This is a genomic window from Dictyobacter formicarum (genome assembly GCF_016587435.1).
This window is the reverse complement of the sequence record NZ_BNJJ01000043.1, coordinates 24,625-38,010: the sequence shown is the minus strand read 5'-3', so window position 1 is coordinate 38,010 and position 13,386 is coordinate 24,625. Positions and strand designations below refer to the sequence as shown.

The following is a 13,386-nucleotide window of genomic DNA, read 5'->3' as shown; positions in this document are numbered from 1 at the left end:
TAATCGCGTCTATTAAGCGAATCAATAAAGAGTTGTCCCATGCCTGGCCAGGCAAATACGCCCTCGGTGATTGCGGCCCCACCCGCGACCGAGCCAAAATCAATGGCCACGATCGTAATTAAGGGAATGACGGCGTTGCGCAGCGCGTGTCGCAGCAACAACCTCCCCGGAGCCACACCTTTAGCTCGTCCGGTACGCATATAGTCCTGCCTGGACACATCGATCATGCTGGTTCGCAGATAGCGGCTCCAGCGCGCGGTAAAGGTGACGGCCAGCACCACCACCGGCATCGCCAGGTGCATCAGATGATCCAGAAACGCATTGAACGGACTAAACGTATAACCCAGGGTCGCCGTTCCCGAGGGTGGCAGCCAGTTCAGGGTGGAGGCGAACACGTCCTGCATGATCAGTCCAAGTAAAAAAATCGGCATTGAGATCCCAAAATAAGCCAGGGTCGTAATTGTATAGTCCAGCGATTTTCCCTGGTAGGCGGCTGAAACGGTACCCAGGAGAACCGTTAGCAGCAGCGAAAGTATAAAGGCGCAGATAAACAGTTCCAGCGTGGCTGGAAAGCGCTGGGTCAGCACGTCGCTGACCGGCTGGCTGGTGTAGAGCGAGTTGCCGAAGTTGCCATGTAACGCGTTGCCCACCCATTTCAAGTATTGCACCGGCAGCGGGTCGTTGAGACCAAAACTGGCGCGCAAAGCCTGCCGACCCGCCGCATCCAGATTAGGATTATCATATACGGCCTCTGGCCCACCTGGTATGGCATGGATCAGCAAGAACATCAAGATCGAGGTAAAAATTAACAGAGGAATGGCCTGTAGCAGCCGCCGTATTAAGTATTGCCCCATAGACATTATCCTTCCATCGAGGGTACGAAGGTTGGGGGAGTGACGCCCCAACCTTCGACTCTGCTAGCCCTTCGCGGGACACGTCCCGTTATCACACCACCAATCCATTATGTTGACCGTCTCAGAGGCCACAAATGGACCTGGTTTGTAGTTGTGGGTACCATTGATCGCGACGGAAAGGTCATTGGCACTAAACAGGGTAACGGTAGGGAAATCCTTCAACAGGATATCGTGAATCTGGTTGAACACCTGCTGGCGTGCATTGGGATCGGTAGTCTGCTGTTCTTTGGTAAACAGGGCATCCATTGCTGGATTACAGTACCAGTTAAAGTTGGACTTGCCGACCTGGTCACAACCATAGTTGGAGGCGTCGTTGGCATCATAGTTATAGCTACTGGTCCACTCTGCCATGTCATAGGTGCCTGGTTTACCGCCTTGTAAGAAGGTGCTGAAGAAGGTTGAGGCTGGATAATTGTGAATATCAATTTTGATGCCAATCTTCTGGAGCGTTGATTGGATGATCGTCTCATCCTCTTCGCGCCAGGCATTATTGGCAGTCGTAGAATATTGAAATTCCAGGCGCAAGCCATTTTTCTGTCGGACCTTATCTGGTCCTAGCTTCCAACCCGCATTATCCAGCAGCTTATTGGCGGCATCAATGTTAAACTCGGGACATTTAGCATCTTCCTGATAGCCGGGTTTGTAAGCTGCGCTATGGTCTGTACAGATGGGCTGGGCCGACCCCTGGCGTGCGACCTGAATCAACTGCTGGCGGTCCACAGCCATGGCAACGGCCTGTCGTACATTGACATCCTTTAAGGCCGGATTGTTTTCATTGAAGTGGATCGCTTCATAGCCCGCCGAGGTCGTTTGAATCAACTGATAATTACTGAGCTTTTTATAAGCAGGAATCTTTGATGCATCCAGGAACCATGCCGAATCGATTGCCCCCGATTTCAGGTCCTCCAGGATTGTCGCCTGATTGCCAACCGCGCGGAAAATGATTTTATCCAGGTGTGGTAGATGTTCGGCGGCTCGATAGTATTTGGGGTTACGCACAACGGTATAGTGGTCACCGGGCTTGCTTTCCGACATCATAAATGGTCCACTGACCACGCTGGGCGAGCGATTATCCGCGGACTTCTTAATCTGGTCTGGCGGAATACTTGCAAAGTGATGCTTGGGAAGTGGAGCAAAGCCGCCATCGGTCCAGGCGGTCAAAAATGGAGCAAAGGCATCTTTTAGATGGAATGTAATCGATAGCTTGTCTGATGAGACTTCAGCTGACTGAATATGATTGATGACGTTTGTATTAGAGGCGGCAAACTTGGGATTTTTCCAGAGTTGCCAGGTAAATAGAACATCATCGGCATTCAGGGGTTGCCCATCGGACCAGACTAGATTGGGGCGCAGGTGGAAGGTCCAGGTCTTTTGATCCTGGCTGATATCGCTATTGGCTACCGTGGGTATGCGCGTTGCCAGGGCAGGATGAATCTGGCCCTGAGCATCACCAATGAACAGCGGCGCATACAGGGCCTGCATCACCATCTGGGCAAAGGTCTGTACCGTTGCATTTGGAATAAACGAATCTGGCTCATTCACGAGGTCATCGATCCAGGTTCCACCATTGGTAACGTTGGTATTGTTGCTCTGGGATGGCTTATTCGCTGTGCCAGCTGGCGTACAGGCGCTCAAGAGCAGCGTCAATATCGTCACGCCAGAAAGAATGAGTGTTGTGAGCCGATAGCGGTGTCGGATGTTCGCGAACATGTTTAACTCCTCGAAGATACGAATCGTCAGACGGTCAGGCTCGCTGCAAAATAGGTGTGATTGGCAGCGACAATACTGATGCCTGTTTTTCCGAGATTGTTGTGGGAAATAACCTGTCCTCAACTCTCGTCACGATAGGGCTACATGTTGGAATATTCTTCTTCACATCTATGATGTGCTGTTTATTAAGAAAGTGGCTGGCAGGTATGCTCCTTTCTAGCTAGTTGTTAATCCACTCAACCTGGTGCGCCTCTGTAATATCGGGCACCTCCAATTTGTCTAAAAGCTTATTAATAATAGCTACAGGTATACTGGCACTCCTTTCATTGTTTCTCTTTATTATGACGTCATAAGGGGCCTCTAAATATACGATATGGACACGAGCTTTATAAGAGATAAAAAAATCGGTTAGTTGCTGGCGCAATAAGCGGGTGGTATTAGTGGCATTCCAGACAAAGGATTGTTTCTGACGCATATATCCCCGTGCTCGTTCGCGTGCCAGTTGTACTACGTGGCCCTGATCGCCCAACGCGGTAACTTTCAGTTCTTTCCGAATGGCATCCAATGAGATGACGGGCCAGGTAGTGTAGTGGCGCTGTAGCCAGTAATCTTTACCGACCCCTGGTAAGCCTGATAACAGCACAACTTCAAAGCTGGTATCGTCATAGGCGGCGTAATCAGGATAACCCTGTGTACTGTGAAGATATACAAAGCGGCTATAATCCGATGCAAAGGTCCGTGGCGCCATATAGCATGCTTGCTCCTGACACAGTAGTCGGAAGAGCTCGACGCGCTCCAGTAATTCTACCTGATCAGCACAGATGCGGCCGCGTACATCGGCTTCTGCTAACAATGCCAGGTGATCCAGTCGCACGCTCTGGCTGGCTTCAATGACCGCCTTCTCTGGACTGGTCCGATTCAAGAATTGCAGCGGCAGACCATGCAGGCGTACCAGGCGGGCAATATATTCACGTTGGGCAAAAGACACTGGTGTAACCAGCTCGGCGCCGGTCCAGAGGATACGTCGCGTGATAAATTCTCCCCGACGTGCGTGACCACGTGAACTGATCATGCCATCTGGCTCAATCTTAGTGCAAGCTGGTTTGCCAACATCGTGTAAGAGTGCGGCGGCAAACAACAGCTGCCGCTCATCTGTCGGCAATGAGCGCCACTGTTCATGCTGGACCAGGGCGTCCGTAACCATATGGGTATGTATCAGCACATCGCCCTCGGCATGATAGGCTGGATATTGTGGCACTCCGGCCATTGCTTGTAGCCACGAAAACTGTTGTTGCAGGGCCTCCCAGTCCAGATTCCACTGTCCGGCTGGTTCTGGGCAAAACGGGAAGAGAGCCGTATCTAATTGAACTGGTGGCTGCATATATGGCGTATGTATCATCGAGTACCTCGCGCTATATTATCTGCGTCATTAAGAAAGATAGAGCTATTCACATCGTAGCCTTAAAAAGGACATAATTATCCTGTATTCTCTGGCTGCACATTTTCTGTATAGTGCTTAGTTTGAAAACAGGGAGGCTCCCTGCCGCAGAAGATTAGGGATGAGTGGGCGATTCATCCAATGTGTGTCTGAGTTCTGGATGGCCTGCTTAAAGCTGTTGCGCACGTATTTCCAGCGTTCCTGCACACAACCATCATCTTCAACTTTAATGTAGAGACCTTCCATCCGGTTGCTGGGATCGGTCTCTCTAAGGGCCTGCTCGCTACGCAGTTGTTTTTCCTCACACAGCGTGCGCAGGCGCTCTAAATGATTATCAGCAATATAAGGAGAGCGTGTCAGCAGCGCCTGTAGCTGCTGTAACTTTTGTAGCTGGCCCTGATAGAGTACTCTGACCGAAACCACAAATGGGAGCTGCTTTAAAAAGACTTGTCGCCGTTCAGTACTTAGAAATGTAGCTGTGCTTTTATCATAAATATCAAACTCCAGAAAATAGTGTGGGAGGTCGGTATAGAAGACGGTATGTTTGGCGTAGAGCCATTCGCCATAGAGAATATAGCGATCAGCCAGCACGCGCTGGAAATCAGCACTATAACTATAGGCCCAGGTTTTAAACAGCTGAAACTGGGCTTCGCGCGGCCCACCAGTCAGATAGTGGCCACGACTCTGCAAGAGCAATTGTCCCGTTTCATCGCAACTCAGGGCACTATTCGCTCCGTCAACTTTCTCCTCCACCACCAGTTGCTTCCCAAGCAGCTCACGAAACGGCAAGATAGACAGATCTTCGTCGCCATCTTGAATGCCAGAACCTTCAATATGGGGTGTGCGAGGATATTTGTAAATAGCTGACATAACTTTTCCTTATCCTCCAAATACAACTTTCTGGCCAATAAGCTTTATTATCTTGCATCAATACATTTGAACTGTCAATAGGCAAATTGCCTCCTGTGAGGTAATTGTGAGGTATGTGCAAAGAATGCGCGAATGGAAAATCTAGAGAGGAGTTATGGTTGTAGCGCGGGGCCCCAGGAGCGAATGCGTCGTGGAGTGAGTTGAATGAAGGGAGCCTGCTCAAGGGCCATGGTGCGATACTGGCTGTAGCGCTCTCGTAAAAGAAGCAGGGCTGGAGTATGGAGGGGATGGGTGGGATAGATCAAGTTGGCATGGCCGTAGACCTGCACATAGCCGAGTTGACTCCAATCGTCGCTGTACTGATCGATCAGCAGGCTGGCCTCGTGACGTGCCTCAATGTTGTGTACCCGGCGCAACTGCGATCCAGGTACACGTTTGGGTTTCTCATCCAGTGGCGTAAAAAAGTATGTTCCATCGAAGGCATAGCAGACCGGCACCAGCGTCGGGCTTCCCTGTTCGTCCGAGGTCGCCAGGCGCGCCACGCGCATGCGCAGCACAAAATCTTTCTCCACTGAGCTTAATTCCGTACGCGGTGCCATGGGTCGACGGTCCTTTCTACGCTACAATTAGCGACCAGCTACTTTGATTTTTTCTACTTCTGGCACGATGCGTGTGGCCAGCAGATCAAAGGGCTCCAGATCGGCCACATTGGGCATGTTGAAGATTGCTTGATCAATACCCATCTCAGCCAGGTTCCCAAAGAGATCAATGGCTGCATTCGGCGAAAGCGTATTATTGCGTCCGTCTCTGGTAAGATGGATCGTATCCAGAGTGGTCTTTTCAATATCCGTGTAGGGACGGCCGAGAGTCTGGCAATGATCCTGCAAGATATTGAGTTTGCGCTGCAATTCTTCTTTGCCCATCCGGGCGAAGAGATTGCAGGCATCGCCATATTGGGCCACCATACGCAGCGTTTTCTTCTCGCCGGTACCACCAATCAGGATCGGAGGATGTGGCTTCTGCACCGACTGAGGCGAGTTGAGGGGCCGCTCCAGGGTATAGTGGGAGCCGTTGAAAGATTTCTGATCGCCAGCCCACATCTGGTGTGCGATTTGCAGGGTCTCTTCCAGGCGCTCAAAGCGCTCTGCCAGGGGAGGGAAGGGTACGCCCAGACCCTTATGTTCTTCCTCATTCCAGGCTGCGCCGATGCCAAAATAAGCGCGGCCGTGTGAGAGCACATCCAGCGTTGTGGCGGTCTTGACCAGCACACCTGGATGGCGATAGGTAATGCCGGTCACCATTGTTCCCAGCTTAATACGGTTGGTGCGCCCGGCGGCAAACGCCAGCGCGCTCCAGCCCTCCAGCATCTCATTTTCTGCAGGTCCAACCATGCTGATCTGAAAGAAATGGTCCATCACCCACAGACTATAGAGTCCTGCGCGTTCAGCACGCTCAGCGATCGTGGCAAATGTATCCCCAATCAGCCCCTGATCCTGTGACCAGGTAAAGCTGGGAACCTGTACTCCTAAATGCATACAACGCTCCTCTGTTGTGCTAATTTATAAAACAGATCGACTACTTACTGTATATGATCCCTAAATAAGTATACAACCGCCAGATATGATCTGTAGCCTGATTTTTGTCCTGACTTATGTGTATCGCGATCAGGTCGGGTTGACCAGGAGCAGAATACCAAGGGCTAAGATGATGAAGAACACATATTGTTTGAACTTCTCCAGAGATTCCTTTCTCGTTTTGTTTCTAAACGTTTGCAATTGCGAAGTAAGCAACCACGACCCTCCAGGTTTTTTCATCACCTCTCCCTTGCATGAGAGAAGGACCGTCTCTCAGTACGCGCTGGGAGGCGGTCCTTCGTTTGTTGCCAGAAAACTGGCTTTATTTAAAGGCTTATTGGCAGCCGTTCTTCTTACAGAAGCCCTGGGCCTTCAACCAATTGGTCGCTGCTTCTGTGATGGCTTTGGATTGAGACATACCCGCATTGACATTGGTCTCGACATCTTTCTGCAACTGCAGGCTGACGGCGGTGGTGATTTTTGGAGCTAGCGCATTCAACGCCGTCTTAATGTCGGGGGCTTTCTGCAGCACACTATCGCGAACGATAGGAGCAGGATGGTAAGCCGGGAAGGCATGCTTGTCGTCATCCAGCGCGACCAGGTTATTCGTATTGATGCCATTGTCGCTGGAATAGCAGAAGTTAGCATCCGACTGACCGCCGCCAACCTCTTTGAATCCAATAGTGTAGTCAACTTTGTGGACTGCCTTGAAGCTGTCCAGTGTCAAACCATATTTTGGTTTCAGATAGTCGAACACATAGGTGCTATCGCTGGGGAGATCAAAGGTGATCTGCTTGGCTTTAGCGGCCAGGTCCGAAATGTTTTTCAGGCCCATTGAGTTGCTAGATTTGGCGCAAACGGCATAGGTGTCGTTTAGTGGCGAATAGTCCAGCCAATCGATCTGGAACTGCTGCTTGAAGCCATCTTTAACTGTCTGGTAATCCTGCTGATCATTCAGAGAGGAAGTCTTTTTCAAGGCATCCAGACCGGTGGCGGTAAACTCAGGATACAGATCGATGGCGCCGCTCTTGATGCCCTGGAAAACGATGGTGTTGTTACCAAAGGCTGGCTTCTCGTTTACCTTAAAGCCCTCATCTTTGAGCACCAGGGTGTATAGTTTGGTCAGCAGTTTGGACTCTGTGTCGAGCTTACCACCGACGGTGATGGAAATATTGGCATTGCTGTTGCTGCTGCCACCTGTTGTCGTGCTACCACCAGTGCCGCCACAGGCGGTTAGCAGTAACAGAGGCACGCAGGCCAGCGTAAAAAGAGTTTTTGCTCGTAATGAGCGGAATAATGAAGGCATTTTTCCTCCTGAAAAATCAAACAATTACACTATAAAGCCGATACAAGACACATTGTACACGCTCTGTATTACAGGCGGTTTGTGCCTGGCGAGAGCTAATTTGTCTGGGCATGGGCACGCAGACCTTGGGGGGTCAGAGCGCGCTGTAGCCAGCTCATGAATAATTCTACGATGATGGCCAGCAACGCTACCGGAATAGCACCGGCCAGGATTGAGACGTTATTTAATCTATTCAATCCATCAATAATGTATTCTCCATATCCACCCGCACCGATGATGGCTGCCAGGGTTGCAGTGGCTACGATTTGCACGGATGCTGTACGTATACCAGCGGCAATAATTGGCAATACCAATGGTGTCTGAATGCGACTGATGATTTGCCACTGGGTCATCCCCATGCCTCGGGCCGCATCGATGATCGAAGCATCAATACCGCGAATACCCGTATAGGTATTGAGCAGGATAGGCGGTATGCCCAGCACAATCAAGGCGGTTACCGTTGGCTTAAAGCCTACTCCCAGGTACGGAAGCGCCGCAATCAAAAAAGCGATTACGGGGATTGCACGCATCAGGCCGCTTAGATTGACCGCTACAAATGCAAGAATGGCGCTGCGCGAGACAGCGACGCCAAGTACTACTCCAATGACAATTGCAAAGAAGATGGAGAAAGCGCAAATTTGTAAATATGCGATCGAATGCGCGGCAAATGCATTGCCTGGATCTTGAATGAAATTCAATAAATCGCTCATGGCTTCCCCCTATGCGATGCTAGTCGCGCTACGACCTCGGCTCAGGAGCACCTGGATGCCCAGCAGCAGGATGTCGGCTACAACGGCGAACAAACTCATGAGGATCGCGCCTGCAATGATAGCTTGCTGATCGCCACTGGTAAGATTTTTAAAGATCAGGTCTCCCAGCCCACCCTGGTCCACCAGTGAAGCCAGTGAGGCCGTGCCAACCGTGGTGACGGTGGCAATGCGCACACCGGCAATAATGACCGGTAGGGCCAGCGGCAGCGTCACACGACGCAGTAGCTGCCAGCGATTCATCCCCATGGCCCGCCCCACCTCTAAGAGCAGTGGATCAATATTATTGACGGCCGCGGCCGTATTGCGAATCAGTACCAGCTGGGTATAGGCGACTAGCGGAATCATGATGGTAGCCAGGCTCAGACCAATCGCTGGAATGGTGATCAATAAGGCCAGCAGGGCAATTCCCGGAATGCTATAGAGCACACCGGTAAAGGTAATCACGGGTGTATAGAGCCAGCGATTGCGCGCCACATAGATGCCGATTGGAATAGCAATGATCAGTGAAATCAACATCGTCAGCCCGACCAGGTAGAGATGCTGTAACAGCAGGTATGGAATGCTTGTTGGATCACTCAAATCATAGTTATAAGGACTCAGCAAGTACTTCATAGAACTCCTTTAATACATTAACAACAGGCCACGTTAAATTCTCGACTCGGCGCGCGATTCTTCGTTGCTGCGCAAACGTGTGATCGCCTGATTAATGTCGGGAAGTGTTACATATCTGGTTTTTTCCTGGTTCTGGGGATCTTCAGCGGCAAGGGCAGGGGCATTAGTTTCGAGGAGTTTCAAGAGGGCTTCGAATAACGTTGCCTGATTTGAAATCGCTGGAACATCTCCCCAATGCGCTGAAGATACGGCCTCTGGCCGATTATCGAGCGTACTGCTAATAGGTAAATACTGGAGCTGGCGTACGATATTATCAGCTCCTACCAGTTGACTTACAAATTCGTTGGCTGGTTTAGCCAATAATTCAACGGGCGATCCCATCTGGATAAGTTTGCCCTGTGACATAACCGCAACCTGATCGCCTAGCTTAAAGGCTTCTTCAATATCATGTGAGACAAATAAGATAGTTTTATGTACATCGCGTTGAATACGCAATAGTTCATCCTGCATACGAGCACGCGTAATAGCATCTAGCGCACCAAATGGCTCATCCATCAATAAGATAGCCGGATCTGTGGCCAGGGCACGAGCCAGGCCCACACGCTGCTGCTGACCGCCAGAGAGCTGGCGCGGGAAGCGCTGACGATAATCAGACGGCGTCAATCCAACTAACTCTAGAAGCTCATCTACCCGATGCTTAAGTTTTTGTTTATTCCAGCCACCGGCAATATCTGCTGTAATACGAATATTTTCCCCAATCGTCATATGCGGAAAAAGACCAACCTGCTGAATTACGTAACCAATGCGACGTCGTAACTGGATGGGATCTTCCTGTAGCACATTTTTGTCGCCCAGCAGAATTTCTCCCGACGTAGGTTCAATCAAGCGATTGACCATGCGCAACAATGTCGTTTTTCCCGAACCAGAGGTGCCCACCAGCATGCATGTGCTTCCTTCGGGTACCACAAAGGTAACCTCATCAACTGCTGGGGCCTCCATACCCTCATAGCGTTTGGTAATGTTATTAAATGCGATGGTTGTCATGCAGCGGTTTTCCTCTCGCAAAATAAAAATAATGAGCTTCTATTATACTTTATGGCAACTTTTTTTGCTGGAACGCCAAAATTTACCTTAACAATTTCAGGTTATCATTTATGATACGAAGAGCTAGCATGAATCGTCTCGCTTCTATGTATATATCGACCATATCACGATCGATCCCATCTAGTAGACTGTCAAAGTACATGGGAAAGGCAGGGGTGCAAGGGATGCAATCCCCTGGCCGGGTTCCAGGGTTGTGCCCTGGTCTTCTCTCCACCCGCCGCAGGCGGCTGCCTCTCAATCTTCGATTGACAGACCACTATCCCCGTAAAATGAACAAGTAACAACAGTTACTTGTTCATTTTACGGTAAAACTCAGCAGATTACTAGCCTTTTTGGTTGACTTTACCCCAAAACCTCCAGGCCTGGCTAAAATCGCGTTTACTCTCACGAGTAGCCACATATACTTCTTTTTATCCAGTGGCTTGTACCCATAGACGTAATTTGTAGCAATGTAGTGTAATGTTTGTTTCCTTGTGGGAGAAATGAATGAAACATCGTCTAATGCAAATGTTCTGGTTGTGGGTGGTGGCTGCTGTGGTATTAGGAATAGCTATTGCCGGAGTATCGGTTGCGGTCCATGCCCAGGCTGATCAGCGTGTTCCAATGGTGGGACAAACAGTGCCGCTACTGAAGCACGCAAAAAAAACCGGAGATATCGATGCCGGGCAGACGCTCAATCTTTCAATCGGACTGCGCCTGCAGCATCAAGATGTATTGTTACAATTGTTATACAACCTATCCGATCCCCATTCTGCCCAGTATCATCATTTTTTGACTCCACAACAATTTGCGGACCAGTTTAGTCCAACGTTAGAGCAGCGCCAGCAAGTAGTTGATTATCTGCATAATCAAGGTCTGACGGTGGATGGCGTGTCATCCAATGGATTACTGGTTAATGCTCATGGCACTGTTGCCCAGGCTGAAGCGGCCTTTCGGGTTCAGGTTCAGAAGTATCAGCTTGGCTCCCGTAGTTTCTATGCTAATGTTAATGCGCCTTCGATACCTTCTGCCCTATCTGAGATCATTCTCTCAATAGGAGGACTGGATGACAGCGTCCAGTTGCATCCGTTGTCCCATCTGGTTCCAACTCCTCGCGCTGGTTACGCCCAGACTGAGCTGGCAGGCGCTTATGATATCAATCCTCTGTACCAGGAGGGAGTACAGGGAAAAGGCCAGACCGTGGCTGTGTTTGAATTAGATGGTTATCAGCCAGCTGATATCAGCCAGTTTGCTGTCGAGCACCATCTCAGCCAGCCCAACCTGACCAACGTGCTGGTGGATAGTGCTAATGGCTCGGCCGGTGCTGGCGCGATTGAAGTTGAGCTTGATATTGAAGTCATTAATGAGATTGCCCCACAGGCTCAACAGCTGGTCTATGAGGGCCCCAATTCGACGCAGGGCGTCAATGACACCTATAACCGTATCGTCACCGATAATCAGGCCCAGATCATATCTGTGAGCTGGGGCGAATGCGAAACGCAGTCGGGAGCGGCCGAGTTGCAGACCCTGGATGGCATCTTCAAGCAGGCGGCAGCGCAAGGCATCTCGATCTTTGCGGCATCGGGCGATTCAGGCGCGTATGATTGTAATGATCAGAATCTGGCTGTTGATTCGCCTGCCAGTGATCCCTACGTAACCAGTGTAGGAGGCACCAACCTGCAGCTGGCCAACGGAGGCACCTATGGCAGCGAGTCTGCCTGGAGCAGTCCGACTGATACCCAGCGCAGTCCCAATGGAGCCGGTGGCGGTGGTGGTCTCAGCAACACCTTCAGTAAACCTGACTGGCAGGTGGGGCCTGGCGTTAACAACCAGTATAGCAACGGTATGCGCGAGGTGCCGGATGTAGCGGCCGACGCCGATCCCGCCTCTGGCTACGCGGTCTATTGTACGGTTTCCGCCTCTGGCTGTCCCTCATCGGGCGACGTGACCGTGGGAGGAACTAGCGCGGCCGCGCCCCTGTGGGCTGGCAGCACGGCCCTGGTCAACGATTTCCTGCAGCAGCATGGTCAGCAGCGCGTCGGCTGGGTCAATCCTATGCTCTACCAGCTCGCCAATAGCCAGCAAACCTATGCGCCATTCCATGATGTCACCAGCGGCAACAATCTGCACTATATGGCTGGACCCAACTATGATCTGGCTACGGGCCTGGGATCGCCCGACGTATATAATATTGCCCGCGATGGCATCAATGGCATCCCAACTACCGGAGGCAACCCACCAGATCCCGCTCCAACCGTCGTCGCAACGCCTACGGACACGCCGCAGCCGACCGCCACACCGGCGCAATCTCCGGCCACCAACGCTCAATCCTGAGATTGCAGAGGCTTGTCTGCATACCAACAAAAGCTCCCAACTTCTTATGAGGTCGGGAGCTTTTGTTCTGCATCTGAGCTTATTTTTGTTTTGTTTTATTTCACGACCACCGTCATTTTCATGCCTGGATGAACCGTACAATAGAGCTGGAAGGTACCAGCCGTATTAAACGGTCCTACTTTGCCGCTGCCGAAACCATCAACCTGGATATTAGTTTTAGGTGCGCCAGCCTCGGTGGCTGGTTTAGGTGTACTATCATTCCAGGTGCCGTTAGCAATAATGTGAGGGGGGGCCTCATCATTAATCAAGGTGACGCTCTCGCCCTTTTTGATTGTGATTGAGAGCTTGGTAAAGCTGGTGCTATCCATATGGACAGGATTCGGGCCAGTCGCGGTATTGCCACCGACCGCGCAGGCAGAGATGAATACTGCGAAGAGACTACATAATATAAATGCGCCAAACAATTTTTTCATTGCCGGTTAGTTGCTCCTGAAGGTGGTAAGGATGATGGTCTATCTTCTCTGTTGCGCTCGATGTCGCGCACGGTTACATACATATCAGGAAGATAGAGTATCCTTATCTATCGATAGTAATTATATAGGGTATGGGTATCACCGCCCCCTATTATAGGTTCAGCCACATCAAAAAGCTACCTGATTTTCATATACGGTAAATTACGTAGGTAAAAGCCCAACCAAAGCATCAAGAACCTCGAAACAATGGTATTTTGGGGTTC

At 50.6% G+C, this 13,386-nt stretch carries 12 protein-coding genes; 1 reads left to right on the top strand and 11 read right to left on the bottom strand.

Annotated elements, in window-relative coordinates; all coding sequences use genetic code 11:
• The 10 genes from JMI88_RS37940 to JMI88_RS37895 all read right to left on the bottom strand — a co-directional run.
• Positions 1 to 854 (bottom strand): ABC transporter permease (locus JMI88_RS37940; RefSeq protein ID WP_201367295.1); only part of this gene is annotated, 854 nt, incomplete at its 3' end.
• 63 nt (positions 855 to 917) lie between these two features.
• Positions 918 to 2,624, bottom strand: a complete 1,707-nt coding sequence (locus JMI88_RS37935; protein ID WP_201367294.1) for an ABC transporter substrate-binding protein — start codon at positions 2,622 to 2,624, stop codon at positions 918 to 920.
• A gap of 220 nt (positions 2,625 to 2,844) precedes the next feature.
• Positions 2,845 to 4,023 carry an AAA family ATPase gene (locus tag JMI88_RS37930; protein ID WP_236023243.1) on the bottom strand — a complete coding sequence of 393 codons (1,179 nt, stop codon included), beginning with the start codon at positions 4,021 to 4,023 and terminating at the stop codon, positions 2,845 to 2,847.
• 117 nt (positions 4,024 to 4,140) lie between these two features.
• Positions 4,141 to 4,932: an RNA ligase family protein gene (locus tag JMI88_RS37925; RefSeq protein WP_201367293.1), complete on the bottom strand. Its 792-nt coding sequence runs from the start codon at positions 4,930 to 4,932 to the stop codon at positions 4,141 to 4,143.
• A 152-nt stretch (positions 4,933 to 5,084) separates the two neighbouring features.
• Positions 5,085 to 5,531, bottom strand: a complete 447-nt coding sequence (locus tag JMI88_RS37920) for a TIGR03668 family PPOX class F420-dependent oxidoreductase (RefSeq protein ID WP_201367292.1) — start codon at positions 5,529 to 5,531, stop codon at positions 5,085 to 5,087.
• Between the two features lie 27 nt (positions 5,532 to 5,558).
• Positions 5,559 to 6,467: an LLM class F420-dependent oxidoreductase gene (locus JMI88_RS37915; protein ID WP_201367291.1), complete on the bottom strand. Its 909-nt coding sequence runs from the start codon at positions 6,465 to 6,467 to the stop codon at positions 5,559 to 5,561.
• A 373-nt stretch (positions 6,468 to 6,840) separates the two neighbouring features.
• Positions 6,841 to 7,812, bottom strand: coding sequence for a glycine betaine ABC transporter substrate-binding protein (locus JMI88_RS37910; RefSeq protein WP_201367290.1), 972 nt, complete (start codon positions 7,810 to 7,812; stop codon positions 6,841 to 6,843).
• Between the two features lie 95 nt (positions 7,813 to 7,907).
• Complete coding sequence (locus JMI88_RS37905; protein WP_201367289.1) at positions 7,908 to 8,561, bottom strand: ABC transporter permease; 654 nt, start codon at positions 8,559 to 8,561, stop codon at positions 7,908 to 7,910.
• Between the two features lie 9 nt (positions 8,562 to 8,570).
• Positions 8,571 to 9,233 (bottom strand): ABC transporter permease, encoded by a 663-nt coding sequence (locus tag JMI88_RS37900; protein ID WP_201367288.1) that lies wholly within the window; start codon positions 9,231 to 9,233, stop codon positions 8,571 to 8,573.
• A gap of 33 nt (positions 9,234 to 9,266) precedes the next feature.
• Positions 9,267 to 10,277 (bottom strand): ABC transporter ATP-binding protein, encoded by a 1,011-nt coding sequence (locus JMI88_RS37895; protein ID WP_201367287.1) that lies wholly within the window; start codon positions 10,275 to 10,277, stop codon positions 9,267 to 9,269.
• A gap of 546 nt (positions 10,278 to 10,823) precedes the next feature.
• On the opposite strand from JMI88_RS37895, the gene JMI88_RS37890 reads away from it, so the two are divergent.
• The gene (locus tag JMI88_RS37890) at positions 10,824 to 12,650 is read left to right on the top strand and encodes a S53 family peptidase (protein ID WP_201367286.1); all 1,827 of its coding nucleotides are present in this window, start codon (positions 10,824 to 10,826) and stop codon (positions 12,648 to 12,650) included.
• Positions 12,651 to 12,745: 95 nt separating this feature from the next.
• On the opposite strand, the gene JMI88_RS37885 is transcribed toward JMI88_RS37890, so the two are convergent.
• Positions 12,746 to 13,123 (bottom strand): cupredoxin domain-containing protein, encoded by a 378-nt coding sequence (locus JMI88_RS37885; RefSeq protein WP_201367285.1) that lies wholly within the window; start codon positions 13,121 to 13,123, stop codon positions 12,746 to 12,748.
• Positions 13,124 to 13,386: the final 263 nt, after the last annotated feature.

Excerpts from the sequence above, each read along its gene's own strand:
- JMI88_RS37935 (WP_201367294.1), bottom strand. The coding sequence starts at position 2,624 with ATGTTCGCGAACATCCGACACCGCTATCGGCTCACAACACTCATTCTT.
- JMI88_RS37930 (WP_236023243.1), bottom strand. The coding sequence starts at position 4,023 with ATGATACATACGCCATATATGCAGCCACCAGTTCAATTAGATACGGCT.
- JMI88_RS37925 (WP_201367293.1), bottom strand. The coding sequence starts at position 4,932 with ATGTCAGCTATTTACAAATATCCTCGCACACCCCATATTGAAGGTTCT.
- JMI88_RS37920 (WP_201367292.1), bottom strand. The coding sequence starts at position 5,531 with ATGGCACCGCGTACGGAATTAAGCTCAGTGGAGAAAGATTTTGTGCTG.
- JMI88_RS37915 (WP_201367291.1), bottom strand. The coding sequence starts at position 6,467 with ATGCATTTAGGAGTACAGGTTCCCAGCTTTACCTGGTCACAGGATCAG.
- JMI88_RS37910 (WP_201367290.1), bottom strand. The coding sequence starts at position 7,812 with ATGCCTTCATTATTCCGCTCATTACGAGCAAAAACTCTTTTTACGCTG.
- JMI88_RS37905 (WP_201367289.1), bottom strand. The coding sequence starts at position 8,561 with ATGAGCGATTTATTGAATTTCATTCAAGATCCAGGCAATGCATTTGCC.
- JMI88_RS37900 (WP_201367288.1), bottom strand. The coding sequence starts at position 9,233 with ATGAAGTACTTGCTGAGTCCTTATAACTATGATTTGAGTGATCCAACA.
- JMI88_RS37895 (WP_201367287.1), bottom strand. The coding sequence starts at position 10,277 with ATGACAACCATCGCATTTAATAACATTACCAAACGCTATGAGGGTATG.
- JMI88_RS37890 (WP_201367286.1), top strand. The coding sequence starts at position 10,824 with ATGAAACATCGTCTAATGCAAATGTTCTGGTTGTGGGTGGTGGCTGCT.
- JMI88_RS37885 (WP_201367285.1), bottom strand. The coding sequence starts at position 13,123 with ATGAAAAAATTGTTTGGCGCATTTATATTATGTAGTCTCTTCGCAGTA.